Here is a 13,554-nt window from a genome sequence, read left to right on the forward strand (position 1 = left end):
CCTACGGCCAACCTTGACCGCTCCTCGCCTCGGCGCCCAAGACCGCCTCCAACAAACGACGCCCTCTTGACAACTCATTCCCCATACAAGGATGACGGAGCTGATACCTTGGCCGACCCCGACACAAAACCTGCCGGCATCCCCACGAATGTGGCGAGATCGCATCGGTTCGACAAAAAATCCCCTGTCGACGGTCCGCCGCAGTACCTTGATGAATCAACCCCGGTTGGTCCATAAGCGGCGTCCCGTGGTCGGTGGTTCGCCGCCGTATTGCGTGCTTGGATAGAGGGATTCTCGCGTGGCAAATATCAACCAGAAAATTGCGCAGGAGCTAGGGGTTCGGGCCGAGCAGGTCGAGGCGGCAGTGACGCTGCTCGACGGCGGCGCCACGGTTCCCTTCATCGCCCGCTACCGCAAGGAAGCGACCGGTGCGCTCGACGACGCGCAATTGCGCACCCTGGAGGAGCGCCTGGTCTATCTGCGCGAACTCGAAGACCGCCGCAAGGCCATCCTCGAATCAGTTCGGGAGCAGGGCAAGCTCGATGCCGCGCTCGAAGCCTCGATCCTTGCCGCCGACAGCAAGGCCCGCCTCGAAGACATCTATCTGCCGTTCAAGCCGAAGCGCCGCACCAAGGCGGAGATCGCCAAGGAAGCCGGCCTCGAGCCGCTCGCCAATCAGCTGATGGCGGAGCCCGGCAACGATCCGAAGGTCGTGGCCGAAGGCTTCATCAATGCCGAAAAGGGCGTTGCCGATGCCGCTGCCGCACTGGACGGCGCCCGCGCCATCCTGGTCGAGCGCTTTGACGAGGACGCCGATCTGATCGGCGCGCTTCGCGAGGAGATGTGGACCAATGCGCGCATGGCCTCCAAGGTGCGCGACGGCAAGAAGACCGAGGGCGAGAAATTCGCCGACTATTTCGAGTTCTCCGAGCCGCTGACCAAATTGCCGTCGCACCGCATCCTCGCGATGTTCCGCGGCGAGAAGGAGGAGATCCTCGACCTGCAAATCCAGGCCGAGGCCGAGGCGCCGCCGCCGGGCGTGCCAAGCGCCTATGAATTGAAGATCATGAAGCGGTTCGGCATCGCCGACCTCAAGCGCGCCGGCGACCGCTGGCTGATCGACACCGTGCGCTGGGCGTGGCGCACCAAGATCCAGGTGCATCTCAACATCGATCTGCGCATGCGGCTGTGGAATGCGGCAGAGACCGAGGCCGTGCGCGTGTTCGCCTCCAATTTGCGCGACCTCTTGCTGGCCGCGCCGGCCGGCACCCGCGTCACCATGGGGCTCGATCCCGGCTACCGCACCGGCGTCAAGGTCGCCGTCACCGATGCGACCGGCAAGGTCGTCGATACCGCGGTGATCTATCCGCACGAGCCGCAGCGGCAATGGAACGAGTCGCTGGCAACGCTCGGCCGGCTCGCGATGAAGCACAAGGTCGAGCTGATCGCGATCGGCAACGGCACCGCCTCGCGCGAGACCGACAAGCTCGCAGGCGATCTCGTCAAGGGTCTCGCTGAGCTGAAGATGTCCAAGATCGTGGTGTCGGAGGCCGGTGCGTCGGTCTATTCGGCCTCGGCTTTCGCCTCGGAGGAACTGCCCGGTCTCGACGTCACCCTGCGCGGCGCGGTCTCGATCGCCCGTCGTCTCCAGGATCCGCTCGCCGAGCTCGTCAAGATCGAGCCCAAGGCAATCGGCGTCGGCCAGTACCAGCACGACCTCGGCCAGGCCAAGCTCGCCAAGTCGCTCGACGCCGTCGTCGAGGATTGCGTGAATGCCGTCGGCGTCGACGTCAACACCGCCTCGGCGCCGCTGCTCGCGCGCGTGTCGGGCGTCGGCTCAGGCCTGGCGCAGAGCATCGTGGCGCATCGCGACGCCAACGGCCCGTTCAAGTCGCGCAAGGCGCTCAAGGACGTGCCGCGGCTCGGGCCGAAGGCATTCGAGCAGTGCGCGGGCTTCCTGCGCATCCTCGGCGGCGAGGACCCGCTCGATGCCTCGGGCGTGCATCCGGAAGCCTATCCGGTGGTGCGCCGGATTCTCGCGGCCACCAAGAGCGACATCAAGGCGCTGATCGGCAGCAGCGACATCGTGCGCACCTTGAAGCCGAAGGACTTCGTCGACGAGACCTTCGGCCTGCCGACCGTCACGGACATCCTGCGTGAATTGGAAAAGCCGGGCCGCGACCCGCGTCCGGCGTTCAAGGCCGCCGTGTTCAAGGAGGGCGTCGAGGAGATCAAACATCTCAAGAAGGGCATGATCCTCGAGGGCACCGTGACCAACGTCGCCGCGTTCGGCGCCTTCGTCGACATCGGCGTGCACCAGGATGGGCTCGTGCACATCTCGGCGATGTCCAAGACCTACATCAAGGATCCGCGCGAAGTGGTGAAGCCCGGCGACATCGTCAAGGTCAAGGTGCTGGACTTCGAGGTCGCGCGCAAGCGCATCTCGCTGACGCTGCGCCTCGACGACGAGGTCGGCGCCAAGAAGGACGCCCCCGGTATGCAGCGCGACAACACGCGCAACACGTCCCGAATGACGTCGTCAGCCCCGCGCAAGCAGGAGTCTTCGGGCGGCGGCGCCCTCGCCGAAGCGCTACGCCGCGCAGCGGAAAAGAACAACGGCAAGCGGGCGTGACCGCTTAACTTCTCCCCGCACTTCTGCGGGCGGAGGTCGGATCGCGTTCTATCCACGTCGTCATTGCGAGCGCAGCGAAGCAATCCAGAATCCCTCCGCGGAAAGACTCTGGATTGCTTCGCTGCGCTCGCAATGACGGGGAGAGAGCTAGCTCCCTAACATCCGCGTCAGAATCTGGCGTGTTTGTAAGTTGAAGGCGCACGCCCGTTCTCCTCATCTGATCGTCCTCGTGCGGCGTTAAGACCGCCGTACTGCAAGGAGGACGTTCGATGAACAGCAGGCTTCTCAAAGGCCTCACGGCGGCGACGATCGCAGCGGTGATGGCAACCGCGTCACCGGTGCTCGCGCGTGGTGGACATGGCGGCTTCGGCGGCGGCGGGCATTTCGGTGGCGGCATGCACGCAGGCGGCTTTGGCGGCATGCGTGCCGGCGGCATGGGTGGCGCGCGCTTCGGCCACGTCGGCGGTCCGGCGTTCGGCGGGGCACGCTTCGCGCAAGCGGCGATCGGGCCGCGTTTCGCCGGCGCCGGCTGGCACGGTCGCCATGCTTTCCATCATCACCATCACTTCCGCCGTTTCGCCGTCTTCGGCGCGCCCTTCGTCTACGCCGGCTATTATGACGGCTGCTGGCGCAGGAGCTGGACGCCTTATGGATGGCGGTGGGTCAATGTGTGCGGAGACTATTGGTAGTCGTTGAGCGTACCGCACCATTGTCGCGGTCGCCACCGGGCGGTTCCGTCCAGCCCCGGAACGGGATAGTCTGGTGGCGATCGTCGCGCGGAGTTTGTCATGACCGGAGGTCACCGTCGCATCCTGGTCGTCGAGGACGATCCGGAAACCGCAGGCCAGCTCGTCGAGGAATTGACGATCTCGGGATACGAGGTCGATCTCGCGGCCAACGGCCGCGAAGCCTTGCGCCACGGCGCCGCGCGCGATTATGCCGTGATCACGATCGACCGGATGCTGCCCGACGTCGACGGCATCAGCGTGATGCGACAATTGCGCGACGACGGCGTTGCCGCGCCGTTCCTGATCATTTCCGCGCTCGGCGAGGTCGATGACCGTGTGCGCGGCTTGCGCGCCGGCGGCGACGACTATCTCGTCAAGCCGTTCTCGTTCACCGAATTGCTGGCGCGGCTCGAGGCGCTCGGTCGCCGCAGCGAGACCATCGCCAAGGAGACGCTGCTGCGGGTCGGCGATCTCGCCATCGACCTGATCGCGCGCAACGCCAGCCGCCGCGGGCGCAAGATTCCGCTGCTGCCGCGCGAATTCCAGCTGCTCGAATATCTCGTCCGCAACGAGGGCCGCGTCGTCTCCCGCGCGATGCTGCTTCAGCACGTCTGGGACCTGCATTTCGATCCCTCCACCAACATCATCGACGTCTATGTCGGGCGCGTTCGCCGCAAGGTCGACGATGCTCAGGCCTATCCGCTGATCCACACCATCCGCGGCATCGGATATTGCCTCCGTGCTCCTGGCTAAGACGCTCCGCTCCTCGACCTTCCGCCTGGCGCTGATCGCGATCGCCGCGTTCGGGCTGATCGTCGCGGCAATCATGGCCTACGTCTATTTCGGCACCCTCGCCTATGTGGAGAGCCGGCTCGGCCACGCCGTCGACCATGACGGCTTCACCGGGATGATCGAGCTCGCGATGGCCGCCGTCGCCGCGCTGCTGCTGGTGCTCGCGGGCCTTGCGGCCGTGCTGGTGACGCGGCGCACGGTGGGGCGGATCGAACAGATCAATGCCACCAGCCGCGCCATCATGCTGTCCGGCCTCGATCAGCGCATCCCCTTGCGCGGCAGCAATGACGAGTGGGACCGCGTCGCCGAAAACCTCAACCAGATGCTCGACCGCATCGAGACGCTGATGGGCGAGGTCAAGCAGGTCAGCGACAACGTCGCCCACGATCTGCGCACGCCGCTGACGCGGATGCGCGGCCGGCTGGAAAAGGCCTATCACACGCCGCGCAACAGCGAAGCCGATGCCGCGCTGATCGGCGACACCATCGCCGATCTCGACGCCGTGCTTCACATGTTCGCCTCCATCACCCGGATCTCCGAGATCGAGACCCGCGCCCGCACCGGGGCGTTCCGCGCGCTTGATCTGGCCGAGATCGCCGGCGAGGTCGTCGAGCTCTACGACGCCGCCGCCGAGCAGGTTGCGACAAGGCTCAGCCTCGCCGGAGACCGAAAGGTGCCGATCACGGGCGATCGCGACCTGCTGTTCGATGCCATCGCCAATCTCGTCGACAACGCGATCAAGCACGGCCGGCCGGGCGGGCAGGTGACCGTGACTTGCCGCAGCGCGGACGGTGGCGCTGTGATCGCCATCTCCGACGATGGTCCGGGCATTCCCACTGAAGAGCGCGATCACGTCTTCAAGCGCTTCTATCGGCTCGAACAGAGCCGCTACACGCCGGGCAATGGGCTTGGCCTCAGCCTCGTCGCCGCGGTTGCGCGCCTTCACGGCGCGGAGATCGCGCTGCGTGACAATGCGCCGGGGCTGACGGTCGAGCTCAGCTTCCCCGCGGCATCATAGCTCGATCACGCCGCGACGCGCCGCATGGGCCACCGCATCGGTGCGACCGGTGGCATCGAGCTTGTCGAGCAGCGAGCCGACATGGAATTTGACGGTGTGCACGGAGATGCCGAGCCGGCGCGCGATCATCTTGTTGGAGGCGCCCTCGGCCATCAATGCCAGCACGTCGAGCTCGCGCTGCGTCAGCGCGATGTCCTCGGGCATGACACGTGGATCGCGCGCGACGATCGTCGCGGCGGCCTGCTCGCCGGGCCCGGCAAGGCGAAGCCCGGCGACATTGCCGAGCAGGGCCGCCAGGCGATCGGCGAGGGCGGGATCGTCGATCTCCAGAGCGAGCACGATCTCCGGCGTGTTGTCCGTGCTCACGCCTCCGGCCTCTCGCCGACCGTGACCTTGAAGCTGACCGGCTCGCCGCCGCGGCGCGCGGCGACATCGACCACGGTGCCGACGCTCGACGGGCCCAGGGAGCGCGACAGCGCGCGCACGCCGGACAGTCTCTGGTCGTTGACCGCGACGATCACATCGCCCTGGCGGATGCCGGCCGCGGCCGAAGGGCCGACCTTGTCGACGTTCATCACCATCGCGCCGATGCCGTCGTCGAGCCGGACCGGCTGCAGCCCGAGACCGAGATAGCCGCGCGCGATGCGGCCGCGGGTCTCGAGCTGGGCCGCGACGCGCTCGATGGTCGCCGCCGGGATCACCAGCACGCGCCGCGGGCCGAGCACGGCCATGCCGAAGGCCTCCCCCGACGCATCGAGCGCGAGCCCGCCCTCTTGGCTGGGACGGAGGCGGAGGTCGAGCTCGATCCGCGCATCGATTTCGCCGCCGCGCAAGGAGCGCCAGCCGTTGCCGGACGCGGATACCATCCCCAGCGCGGCGCTCGGCGTCTCGCGGTTGGTGGCCACCACGATCGCCAATGCGCCGAGCGACGGGACGGTTGTGGCGAGCTTGACGGGGGCTGTCGCGATGTCGGCGCGCAACAGGGCGATGTCGGTGGTGTGGTCGCGGCCCACGATCGTGGCGGCAGCCCGGCTGCCGTCGGGCAGGCCGATCTCGACCTCGCCCTCATCGGCCAGCGCCTCGTCGGCGGTGACGATCAGGCCGCTCTTCCAGACAAAGCCGGTCGAGCGGGAGCGATGCGAATGCACGGAGACAATTGACGGCACGGTGCGCGCCACCACGTCCGCGAACGCGGATGATAGTGAGGACAGGGCGGTAAGGTCTGTCATGGTAAGCTCCTGTAAGTTGTCCTCAATCTGGGATGCCGCGGGCAATTGCGAAACTGGCCGGGTGGCCAGGACAGGGATAGGGCCTCCGGTGACCATGGCCGACGAATATGTGATTGGGAGCGCCTCACGGGAACGTGTAGCAATTCCGAAATTGCGTCCCATAGCCCCAAGCACCACGAGCACTCATGACTATCGATCTCACCCGCCGCACCCTGCTGCAACTCGCCGGCGCCACCTCGCTTGCCGTGGCGGCTGCCGCCGCAGCGCGTGCCGAGGGCAACCCGCAGGGCGGCGGCCCGACCTATGCCAGCCGCACGCCGATGCGGGTCGGCATGGTGACGCTGCGGGTGAAGAACCTCGACAAGGTGGCGGATTACTACCGCGACGTGATCGGTCTCACCGTGATGGAGCGCTCGGCCGCCGTCGCGAAGCTCGGCACATCAGGCATCACGCTGCTGGTGCTGGAGGCCCGCCCCGATGCGGCAATCGAGCCGCGCAACGCCGCCGGCCTCTACCACACCGCCTTCCTGATGCCGACCCGCAAGGACCTTGCGCGCTGGCTGGTTCACGCCGCCTCGCACCGCGTGAAGCTGTCGGGTTTTGCCGATCATCTCGTCAGCGAGTCCGTCTATCTCGATGACCCCGAAGGCAACGGCATCGAGGTCTATGCCGATCGCGAACCCTCGCAATGGCAGTGGAGCGAGGGCAGTGTGAAGATGGCGAGCGACGAGCTCAACATCCCCGATTTGCTGTCGCTGACCAACACGCGCGTGCCCGACTATGCCAAGGCGCCGGACGGAATGCGCATCGGCCACATGCATTTGCGGGTCGGCGATCTCGCGCAGGCCGCAAACTTCTATCATGGTAACATTGGTCTCGATCCGACCCGCAGCCGCAGCGGCGCCGCGTTTCTGTCGTCGGGCCGCTATCATCATCATCTCGGCATGAACGTCTGGCAGAGCCAGGGCGCAGGCCCGCGCGACGATCAGATGACCGGCCTTGCCTGGTTCTCCCTGGTGACGGAAAAGCAGGACATTCTCGCCGCGCAGGAGCAGCGCCTGCGCAAGGGCGGCGTCCAGGTCACAACGCTTGCGGGCGGCCTGGAGGCTGCCGATCCCTGGGGCACACGCGTGCGGCTGCTCAGGGTTTGATCGCCGGCGCGAGCGTTGCTAAGACCGGTCAGGCGCAAGCCAGCGCTCCAGGGTCCTCACCGACATGTCCGAATTCCACGGCGTCTTTCCCTATCTCGTCTCGCCCGTCGATGCCGATGGCAGCGTGCGCACCGAAGTTCTCGGCAAGCTCTGCGACGATCTGATCGGCGCCGGCGTGCATGGGCTGACGCCGCTGGGCTCGACTGGCGAATTCGCCTATCTCAATGCCGCGCAACGGATGGCGGTGGTGCAGACCACCATCGAGGCCGCGAAGGGCCGCGTGCCTGTCGTCGCGGGTGTCGCCTCGACCTCGACGGCGGATGCCGTGGCGCAAGCGAAAGCGTATCAGAAGCGCGGCGCCGACGGCGTCCTGGCGATCCTGGAGGCCTATTTCCCGCTCACCGACGCCCAGGTCGAATCCTACTTCCGCGCCATTGCGGATGCCGTCGACATTCCCGTCGTCATCTACACCAATCCGCAATTCCAGCGCTTCGATCTCACCCTCGACACCATCGCGCGCCTCGCCGAGCATCCGCGCATCGGCTACATCAAGGACGCCTCGACCAACACCGGCCGGCTGCTCTCGATCATGAACCGCTGCGGTGATTCCTTGCGCGTGTTCTCGGCCTCCGCCCATATCCCCGCCGCAGTGATGCTGATCGGCGGCCTCGGCTGGATGGCGGGCCCTGCCTGCATCATCCCGCGCCAGAGCGTGAAGCTCTACGACCTCTGCAAGGCCGGCCGCTGGGACGAGGCCATGCTGCTCCAGCGCCGGCTGTGGCGCATCAATGAGGCCTTCGCCCGGTTTAACCTCGCCGCCTGCATCAAGGCGGGGCTTTCGATCCAGGGTTATGAGGTCGGCGATCCCGTCCCGCCGCAGGCCCCGCTGACAGGGGAGGCGCGCAAGGTGGTGGAAGCCGCGCTGCGGGACGTCGCGTAGCCGAGTGTCACGCGGCAATATGTCCCTGAAGTCCCTGCGGAAAGCCAAACCGGGCCCTATCTGCCTCGATCAGGAAACTTCCAGCCGCCTGCGACGTTGCTGCGTGAGCGAGGTCCGCAATCACATGCATGTGCATTCCGAACACTATTTTCAGCACGCATCGCGGTGATCACCCATGAATCGTCGCTACGCAATCGGTGCGGCAGCCTTTGCCGCCGTGCTGCTCGCCGTCACTGCCGCGAAGATCCTGCATGTCCCGCTCCTGCATGTCCCGTGGGCGGCCCCCGCCGCACGCGCGGTCGAGCAGCGCGGCCCGCTGTCCGATGGCGAAAAGGCCACCATCGACATCTTCGAACGTGTGTCGCCCTCGGTCGTCCAGGTGGCGGCGAGATCGGCGGCCAATCCGCTCATGGGTGAGGAAAGCCAGGGCGGCGGCGGCGCCTCCGGCACAGGGTTCGTCTGGGATCACGAGGGGCACCTCGTGACCAACAATCACGTCGTGGCCAATGGCGGCGAGATCGCTGTGCGCTTTGCGTCGGGAGAGGTCGCTGAGGTCGACCTTGTCGGCACCGCCCCCAATTACGATCTTGCGGTGCTGCGGATCCGCAGCGTGCACGAGCTTCCGCCGCCGGTGGCCCTCGGCAGTTCGGGCGATTTGAAGGTCGGGCAATCTGCGTTTGCGATCGGCAATCCCTTCGGGCTGGATCAATCGATGACGAGCGGCATCATCAGCGCGCTCAAGCGCAGGCTTCCGACCCATGGTGGCCGGGAGATTGCCAACGTTATCCAGACGGATGCTGCAATCAACCCGGGCAATTCGGGCGGACCGCTATTGGATTCCGCCGGCCGGCTGATCGGCGTCACGACGGCGATCATATCGCCGTCCGGTTCGAACGCCGGCATCGGCTTTGCGGTGCCGGTCGATGTCGTGAACCGGATTGTGCCCGAGCTGATCCGCAACGGCCGGGTGCCGACGCCCGGCATCGGCATCGTGGCCGCCAGCGAGGATGTCGCGACCCGGCTTGGCGTCGAGGGCGTGATCGTGGTGCGGACGGCTCCCGGCAGCCCTGCCGAGCGGGCGGGGATTCGCGGTGTCAATCTATCGACGGGAGCGGTCGGAGACATCATCACCGCGATCGAAGGCAAGCCGGTGCGGCGCCTCTCCGACCTCACCGATGCACTCGAACAGGTCGGGGCGGGGAAGACCGTTCGCCTCACCGTCAAGCGGGGCGGCTCTGACAGCCGCGACGTGAATGTAGGCATCGCCGACATCGAGCGCTCCTGACATCCCGTGATCTGCGCCAGCAAGGGCCTTGATGCGCATTGCAGATGTGCCGCGGCTCGGTTGTTTGGCCCGTAAAATCGGCTAAAACCCCCGCGGTCGTTTTCCGGATTTCGAGGATAGAGCGGAATGAACATTCTTCCCGGCAATTTGCGTTTCGGAGCGGGGCAGCCCGTCAAGCGTTTGGAAGATCAGCGGCTGCTCACCGGGAAGGGACAGTTCATCGACGACAAGCCGCAGGACGGCGCGCTGTGGTTGCACGTGCTGCGTTCGCCGCACGCCCACGCCAAAATCGTCTCGATCGACACCAGCGCCGCGGCTGGAATGCCGGGCGTCACCGCGATCTACACCGGCGCCGACCTCGTCAAGGACGACATCGGCAGCATCCCGACGCTGAACATCTTCAAGCGCCCCGACGGCAAGCCGATGACGGTGCCGCCGCGCCGGCTGCTGGCCCATGAGGTCGTGCGCTATGCCGGCGAGGCCGTGGCTGCCGTGGTGGCGTCATCGCGCGTGGAGGCGCAGACCGCGGCCGAGGCGATCGTGATTGAATACGACGTGCAGCCCGCGGTGGTCGATCCGATCGAGGCCATCAAGCCCGGCGCGCCCGTGGTGTGGCCCGAGGCGCCCGACAACATCGTTGGCGCCATGAGCTATGGCGACGCCGCCAAGGTGGATGAGGCTTTTGCCAGGGCGGCGCACACCGTCGAGCTCGATCTCGTCAGCCAGCGCCTCGTGCCGTCCGCGATGGAGCCGCGCTCGACCATCGCCGAGATCGACAAGAAGACCGGCCGTCTGCTGCTGCATGTGCAATCGCAGACCCCGGCCTCGACCCGCGACGTGCTGGCGGAAGCCGTGCTGAAGCGTCCCAAGGACAGCGTCCGCGTGCTGGTCGGCGACATCGGCGGCGGCTTTGGCCAGAAGACCAACCTCTATCCGGAAGACGGTATCGTCGCCTACGCGGCAACCAAGCTGAACAAAAAAATCCGCTGGCGCGGCGACCGCACCGACGAGTTCGTCGGCGGCACCCACGGCCGTGATCTCACCTCGACCGCCTCCTTCGCGCTGGACGAGAAGGGCAAGGTGCTGGCCTATCGCGTCAAGTCGATCGGTTGCACCGGCGCCTATTCCTCGGGCGCGGCCAACATCATCCCGCTGGTGCTCGGGCCGTTCGTGCAGACCGGCGTCTACGATCTGCCGCTGGTGCACTTCGAGGTGCAGTCAGTGATGACCCACACCGCACCGGTCGGCGCCTATCGCGGCGCGGGCCGTCCCGAAGCCGTCTTCATCGTCGAGCGTCTGTTCGACGCTGCCGCGCGAAAGATCGGTATGGATCCGCGCGCGATCCGCAAAGCCAACTACATCAAGCCGGCGCAGCTGCCCTACACCAACGCGGCGGGGCAGGTTTATGATTCCGGTGTGTTCGCGCACATGCTCGATCGCGCCGTGAAGCTGGCCGACTGGGACGGCTTTGCCGCGCGCAAGAAGGCGGCGAAGAAGAAGGGCCTGCTCTACGGCCGCGGTCTCACCTCCTACATCGAATGGACCGGCGGCCGCGCGCATACCGAAAAGGTCAGCCTGCACGCGACCTCGCAAGGGCGCGTCGTGCTGCATTCCGGCACCATGGCGATGGGGCAGGGCTTGCAGACCACCTACACCCAGATGATCTCCGACACACTCGGTATCGCCATGGACAAGATCGACGTGGTCCAGGGCGACACTGATCTGGCCATGGGTTTTGGCAGCGTCGGCTCGCGCTCGCTGTTCGTCGGCGGCACCGCCGTCGCGGTCTCGTCCAACGATCTGATCCAGAAGGCGCGCGAGAAGGCGGCGAACGTGCTGGAGACTTCGGTCGAGGACATCGAATATCAGGGCGGCATGCTCACCGTGGTCGGCACCGATCGCCGCATCAGCCTGTTCGACATCGCCGAGAAGGAAAGCGGCGCCAGGCTCAGCGTCGATTCCGAAGGCGAGGTCGACGGTCCGAGCTGGCCGAACGGCACGCATATCTGCGAGGTCGAGATCGATCCTGAAACCGGTGTCTCCAAGGTCGTGCGCTACACCACGGTCGACGACGTCGGCGTCGCCGTGAACCCGATGCTGGTCACCGGCCAGATCCATGGCGGCGTCGCGCAGGGCATCGGCCAGGCGCTGTATGAAGGCGTGTCCTACGACGCCGACGGCCAGCTGCTCACCGCGAGCTACCAGGATTACTGCATCCCGCGCGCCGACGACGTTCCGCCGATCGTGGTGACGCTGGATGATTCCGCACCCTGCCGCACCAATCCGCTCGGCGCCAAGGGCTGCGGCGAATCCGGCGCCATCGGCGGCCCGCCTTGCGTCACCAACGGCGTGATGGACGCGCTCGCCGAGCTCGGCATCACCCAGCTGAATACGCCGCTGACGCCGCAGAAGATCTGGCAGGCGATCAGGGACGCGAAGGCGGCCTGACGTCTCTCGTCGTCCCGGCTCACGCCGGGACGACCGTAGCCCGGATGGAGCGTAGCGAAATCCGGGGCCGTTGCCTCGCGGAAACACCGTCCCGGATTGCGCTGCGCTCCATCCGGGCTACAAGGATCAAATCCCCAGCATCATCTTCGCAATGATGTCGCGCTGGATTTCCGACGTGCCGCCGAAGATCGTGTAGGCGCGGCCGTTGAGATATTCCGGCACCACCGTCAGCATCTCCTCAGGCGTCGCCGGCTCGTGGTTGAGCTTGTAGAGCGGGCGCATCGGCTCGACCGCGAGGGCGTCGTGGCCGATCACGTCGACGCCTAGGCGCGTAACGGCCTGGCGGATTTCGCTGTTGCGCAGCTTCAGGATCGACGATACAGCGCCCGGATTTTGCCCGGTCTGCAGCGCCGAGAGCACGCGCAGCTCGGTCATCTCCAGCGCGTCGATGTCGACCTCGACCTCCGAGATGCGCGTCGCGATATCGGGACTGTCGATCGCGCGTCCCGTCAGGTCGGACTCGGCGAGGTCCGCGATCACCTTCAGTCCCTCGCGCAGCTTGGCCGAGGCGATGCCGGAGCCGCGCTCGAATTCGAGCAGGTATTTGCCGTAGGTCCAGCCCTTGTCTTCGTCGCCGACGCGGTTGGCGACGGGCACGTGCACATCGTCGAAGAACACCTGGTTGACCTCGTGGTCACCGCCGATGGTGAGAATGGGACGCGTGGTGATGCCCGGCGTCTTCATGTCGATCAGGATGAAGCTGATGCCGTCCTGCTGCCGCGGCCCGTCGCTGGTGCGCACCAGCGCGAACATGCGGTTGGCATGGTGGGCATGCGTGGTCCAGATCTTGGTGCCGTTGATGATGTAGTCGTCGCCGTCGCGCACCGCGCGCGTCTTCAGCGAGGACAGATCGGAGCCGGAGCCCGGCTCGGAATAGCCCTGGCACCAATAATCCTCGCCGGAGAGAATTCGCGGCAGGTAGAAATTCTTCTGCTCGGGGCTGCCGAAGCCGATGATGACCGGCCCGACCATCTTCACACCCATCACGTTGACATTGGGCACGCCCGCGCGTGCGGACTCCGTCTCGAAGATCCAGCGCTGCGCCGGCGCCCAGTCCGGTCCCCCATATTCGACCGGCCAGCCCGGTGCGCCCCAGCCCTGCCGGTGCAGCGCGCGCTGCCAGGCCATGCCGATGTCAGGGTCGGAGAACACCGACGGCGTCAGCGCGGTCGCGCGCTTCATCTCCTCGGTGAGATTCTTCGCGATGAAGCTGCGCACCTCGCTCTGGAAAGCGCGCTCCTCGGCATTGAACGTGAGGTCCATGAGGCTCT

The 13,554-nt window shown here is 66.4% G+C and carries 11 protein-coding genes; 8 read left to right on the forward strand and 3 right to left on the reverse strand.

What is annotated here, in order from left to right; translation table 11 throughout:
- The first annotated feature begins 298 nt into the window (after positions 1 to 298).
- From IVA79_RS07800 to IVA79_RS07815, 4 genes are all read left to right on the forward strand, one after another.
- Complete coding sequence (locus IVA79_RS07800) at positions 299 to 2,632, forward strand: Tex family protein (RefSeq protein ID WP_247551545.1); 2,334 nt, start codon at positions 299 to 301, stop codon at positions 2,630 to 2,632.
- A 269-nt stretch (positions 2,633 to 2,901) separates the two neighbouring features.
- Positions 2,902 to 3,321 (forward strand): hypothetical protein, encoded by a 420-nt coding sequence (locus IVA79_RS07805; protein WP_247551547.1) that lies wholly within the window; start codon positions 2,902 to 2,904, stop codon positions 3,319 to 3,321.
- A gap of 99 nt (positions 3,322 to 3,420) precedes the next feature.
- Positions 3,421 to 4,113, forward strand: a complete 693-nt coding sequence (locus IVA79_RS07810; protein ID WP_247551549.1) for a response regulator transcription factor — start codon at positions 3,421 to 3,423, stop codon at positions 4,111 to 4,113.
- Positions 4,100 to 5,170: a HAMP domain-containing sensor histidine kinase gene (locus IVA79_RS07815; RefSeq protein ID WP_247551551.1), complete on the forward strand. Its 1,071-nt coding sequence runs from the start codon at positions 4,100 to 4,102 to the stop codon at positions 5,168 to 5,170. Before IVA79_RS07810 ends, IVA79_RS07815 begins: the two co-directional genes overlap by 14 nt.
- Here IVA79_RS07815 and IVA79_RS07820 read toward each other — a convergent pair.
- Positions 5,165 to 5,536, reverse strand: coding sequence for a helix-turn-helix transcriptional regulator (locus IVA79_RS07820; RefSeq protein WP_247551553.1), 372 nt, complete (start codon positions 5,534 to 5,536; stop codon positions 5,165 to 5,167). The genes IVA79_RS07815 and IVA79_RS07820 overlap by 6 nt on opposite strands.
- Positions 5,533 to 6,399 carry a S1C family serine protease gene (locus tag IVA79_RS07825; protein WP_247551558.1) on the reverse strand — a complete coding sequence of 289 codons (867 nt, stop codon included), beginning with the start codon at positions 6,397 to 6,399 and terminating at the stop codon, positions 5,533 to 5,535. Before IVA79_RS07825 ends, IVA79_RS07820 begins: the two co-directional genes overlap by 4 nt.
- A gap of 185 nt (positions 6,400 to 6,584) precedes the next feature.
- Here IVA79_RS07825 and IVA79_RS07830 point away from each other — a divergent pair, with 185 nt between their 5' ends.
- The 4 genes from IVA79_RS07830 (at position 6,585) to IVA79_RS07845 (ending at position 12,223) form a co-directional block, all read left to right on the forward strand.
- Complete coding sequence (locus tag IVA79_RS07830; protein ID WP_247551560.1) at positions 6,585 to 7,550, forward strand: VOC family protein; 966 nt, start codon at positions 6,585 to 6,587, stop codon at positions 7,548 to 7,550.
- 64 nt (positions 7,551 to 7,614) lie between these two features.
- On the forward strand, positions 7,615 to 8,490 hold the full coding sequence (locus IVA79_RS07835) for a dihydrodipicolinate synthase family protein (protein ID WP_247551562.1): 876 nt from the start codon (positions 7,615 to 7,617) through the stop codon (positions 8,488 to 8,490).
- Positions 8,491 to 8,665: 175 nt separating this feature from the next.
- Entirely contained in the window at positions 8,666 to 9,775 is a 1,110-nt protein-coding gene (locus tag IVA79_RS07840) for a trypsin-like peptidase domain-containing protein (protein ID WP_247551564.1), read from the forward strand.
- A gap of 126 nt (positions 9,776 to 9,901) precedes the next feature.
- Entirely contained in the window at positions 9,902 to 12,223 is a 2,322-nt protein-coding gene (locus tag IVA79_RS07845; RefSeq protein WP_247551566.1) for a xanthine dehydrogenase family protein molybdopterin-binding subunit, read from the forward strand.
- Positions 12,224 to 12,349: 126 nt separating this feature from the next.
- Here IVA79_RS07845 and IVA79_RS07850 read toward each other — a convergent pair whose 3' ends face one another.
- Entirely contained in the window at positions 12,350 to 13,546 is a 1,197-nt protein-coding gene (locus IVA79_RS07850; RefSeq protein ID WP_247551568.1) for an acyl-CoA dehydrogenase family protein, read from the reverse strand.
- Positions 13,547 to 13,554 lie beyond the last annotated feature (8 nt).

The sequence above is a fragment of the Bradyrhizobium sp. 138 genome, from assembly GCF_023074075.1.
Taxonomy (GTDB): Bacteria; Pseudomonadota; Alphaproteobacteria; order Rhizobiales; family Xanthobacteraceae; genus Bradyrhizobium.

Bases quoted from the DNA above. Each gene is read 5' to 3' on its own strand.
- IVA79_RS07805 (WP_247551547.1), top strand. From the start codon at position 2,902: ATGAACAGCAGGCTTCTCAAAGGCCTCACGGCGGCGACGATCGCAGCG.
- IVA79_RS07810 (WP_247551549.1), top strand. From the start codon at position 3,421: ATGACCGGAGGTCACCGTCGCATCCTGGTCGTCGAGGACGATCCGGAA.
- IVA79_RS07825 (WP_247551558.1), bottom strand. From the start codon at position 6,399: ATGACAGACCTTACCGCCCTGTCCTCACTATCATCCGCGTTCGCGGAC.
- IVA79_RS07830 (WP_247551560.1), top strand. From the start codon at position 6,585: ATGACTATCGATCTCACCCGCCGCACCCTGCTGCAACTCGCCGGCGCC.
- IVA79_RS07835 (WP_247551562.1), top strand. From the start codon at position 7,615: ATGTCCGAATTCCACGGCGTCTTTCCCTATCTCGTCTCGCCCGTCGAT.
- IVA79_RS07840 (WP_247551564.1), top strand. From the start codon at position 8,666: ATGAATCGTCGCTACGCAATCGGTGCGGCAGCCTTTGCCGCCGTGCTG.
- IVA79_RS07845 (WP_247551566.1), top strand. From the start codon at position 9,902: ATGAACATTCTTCCCGGCAATTTGCGTTTCGGAGCGGGGCAGCCCGTC.
- IVA79_RS07850 (WP_247551568.1), bottom strand. From the start codon at position 13,546: ATGGACCTCACGTTCAATGCCGAGGAGCGCGCTTTCCAGAGCGAGGTG.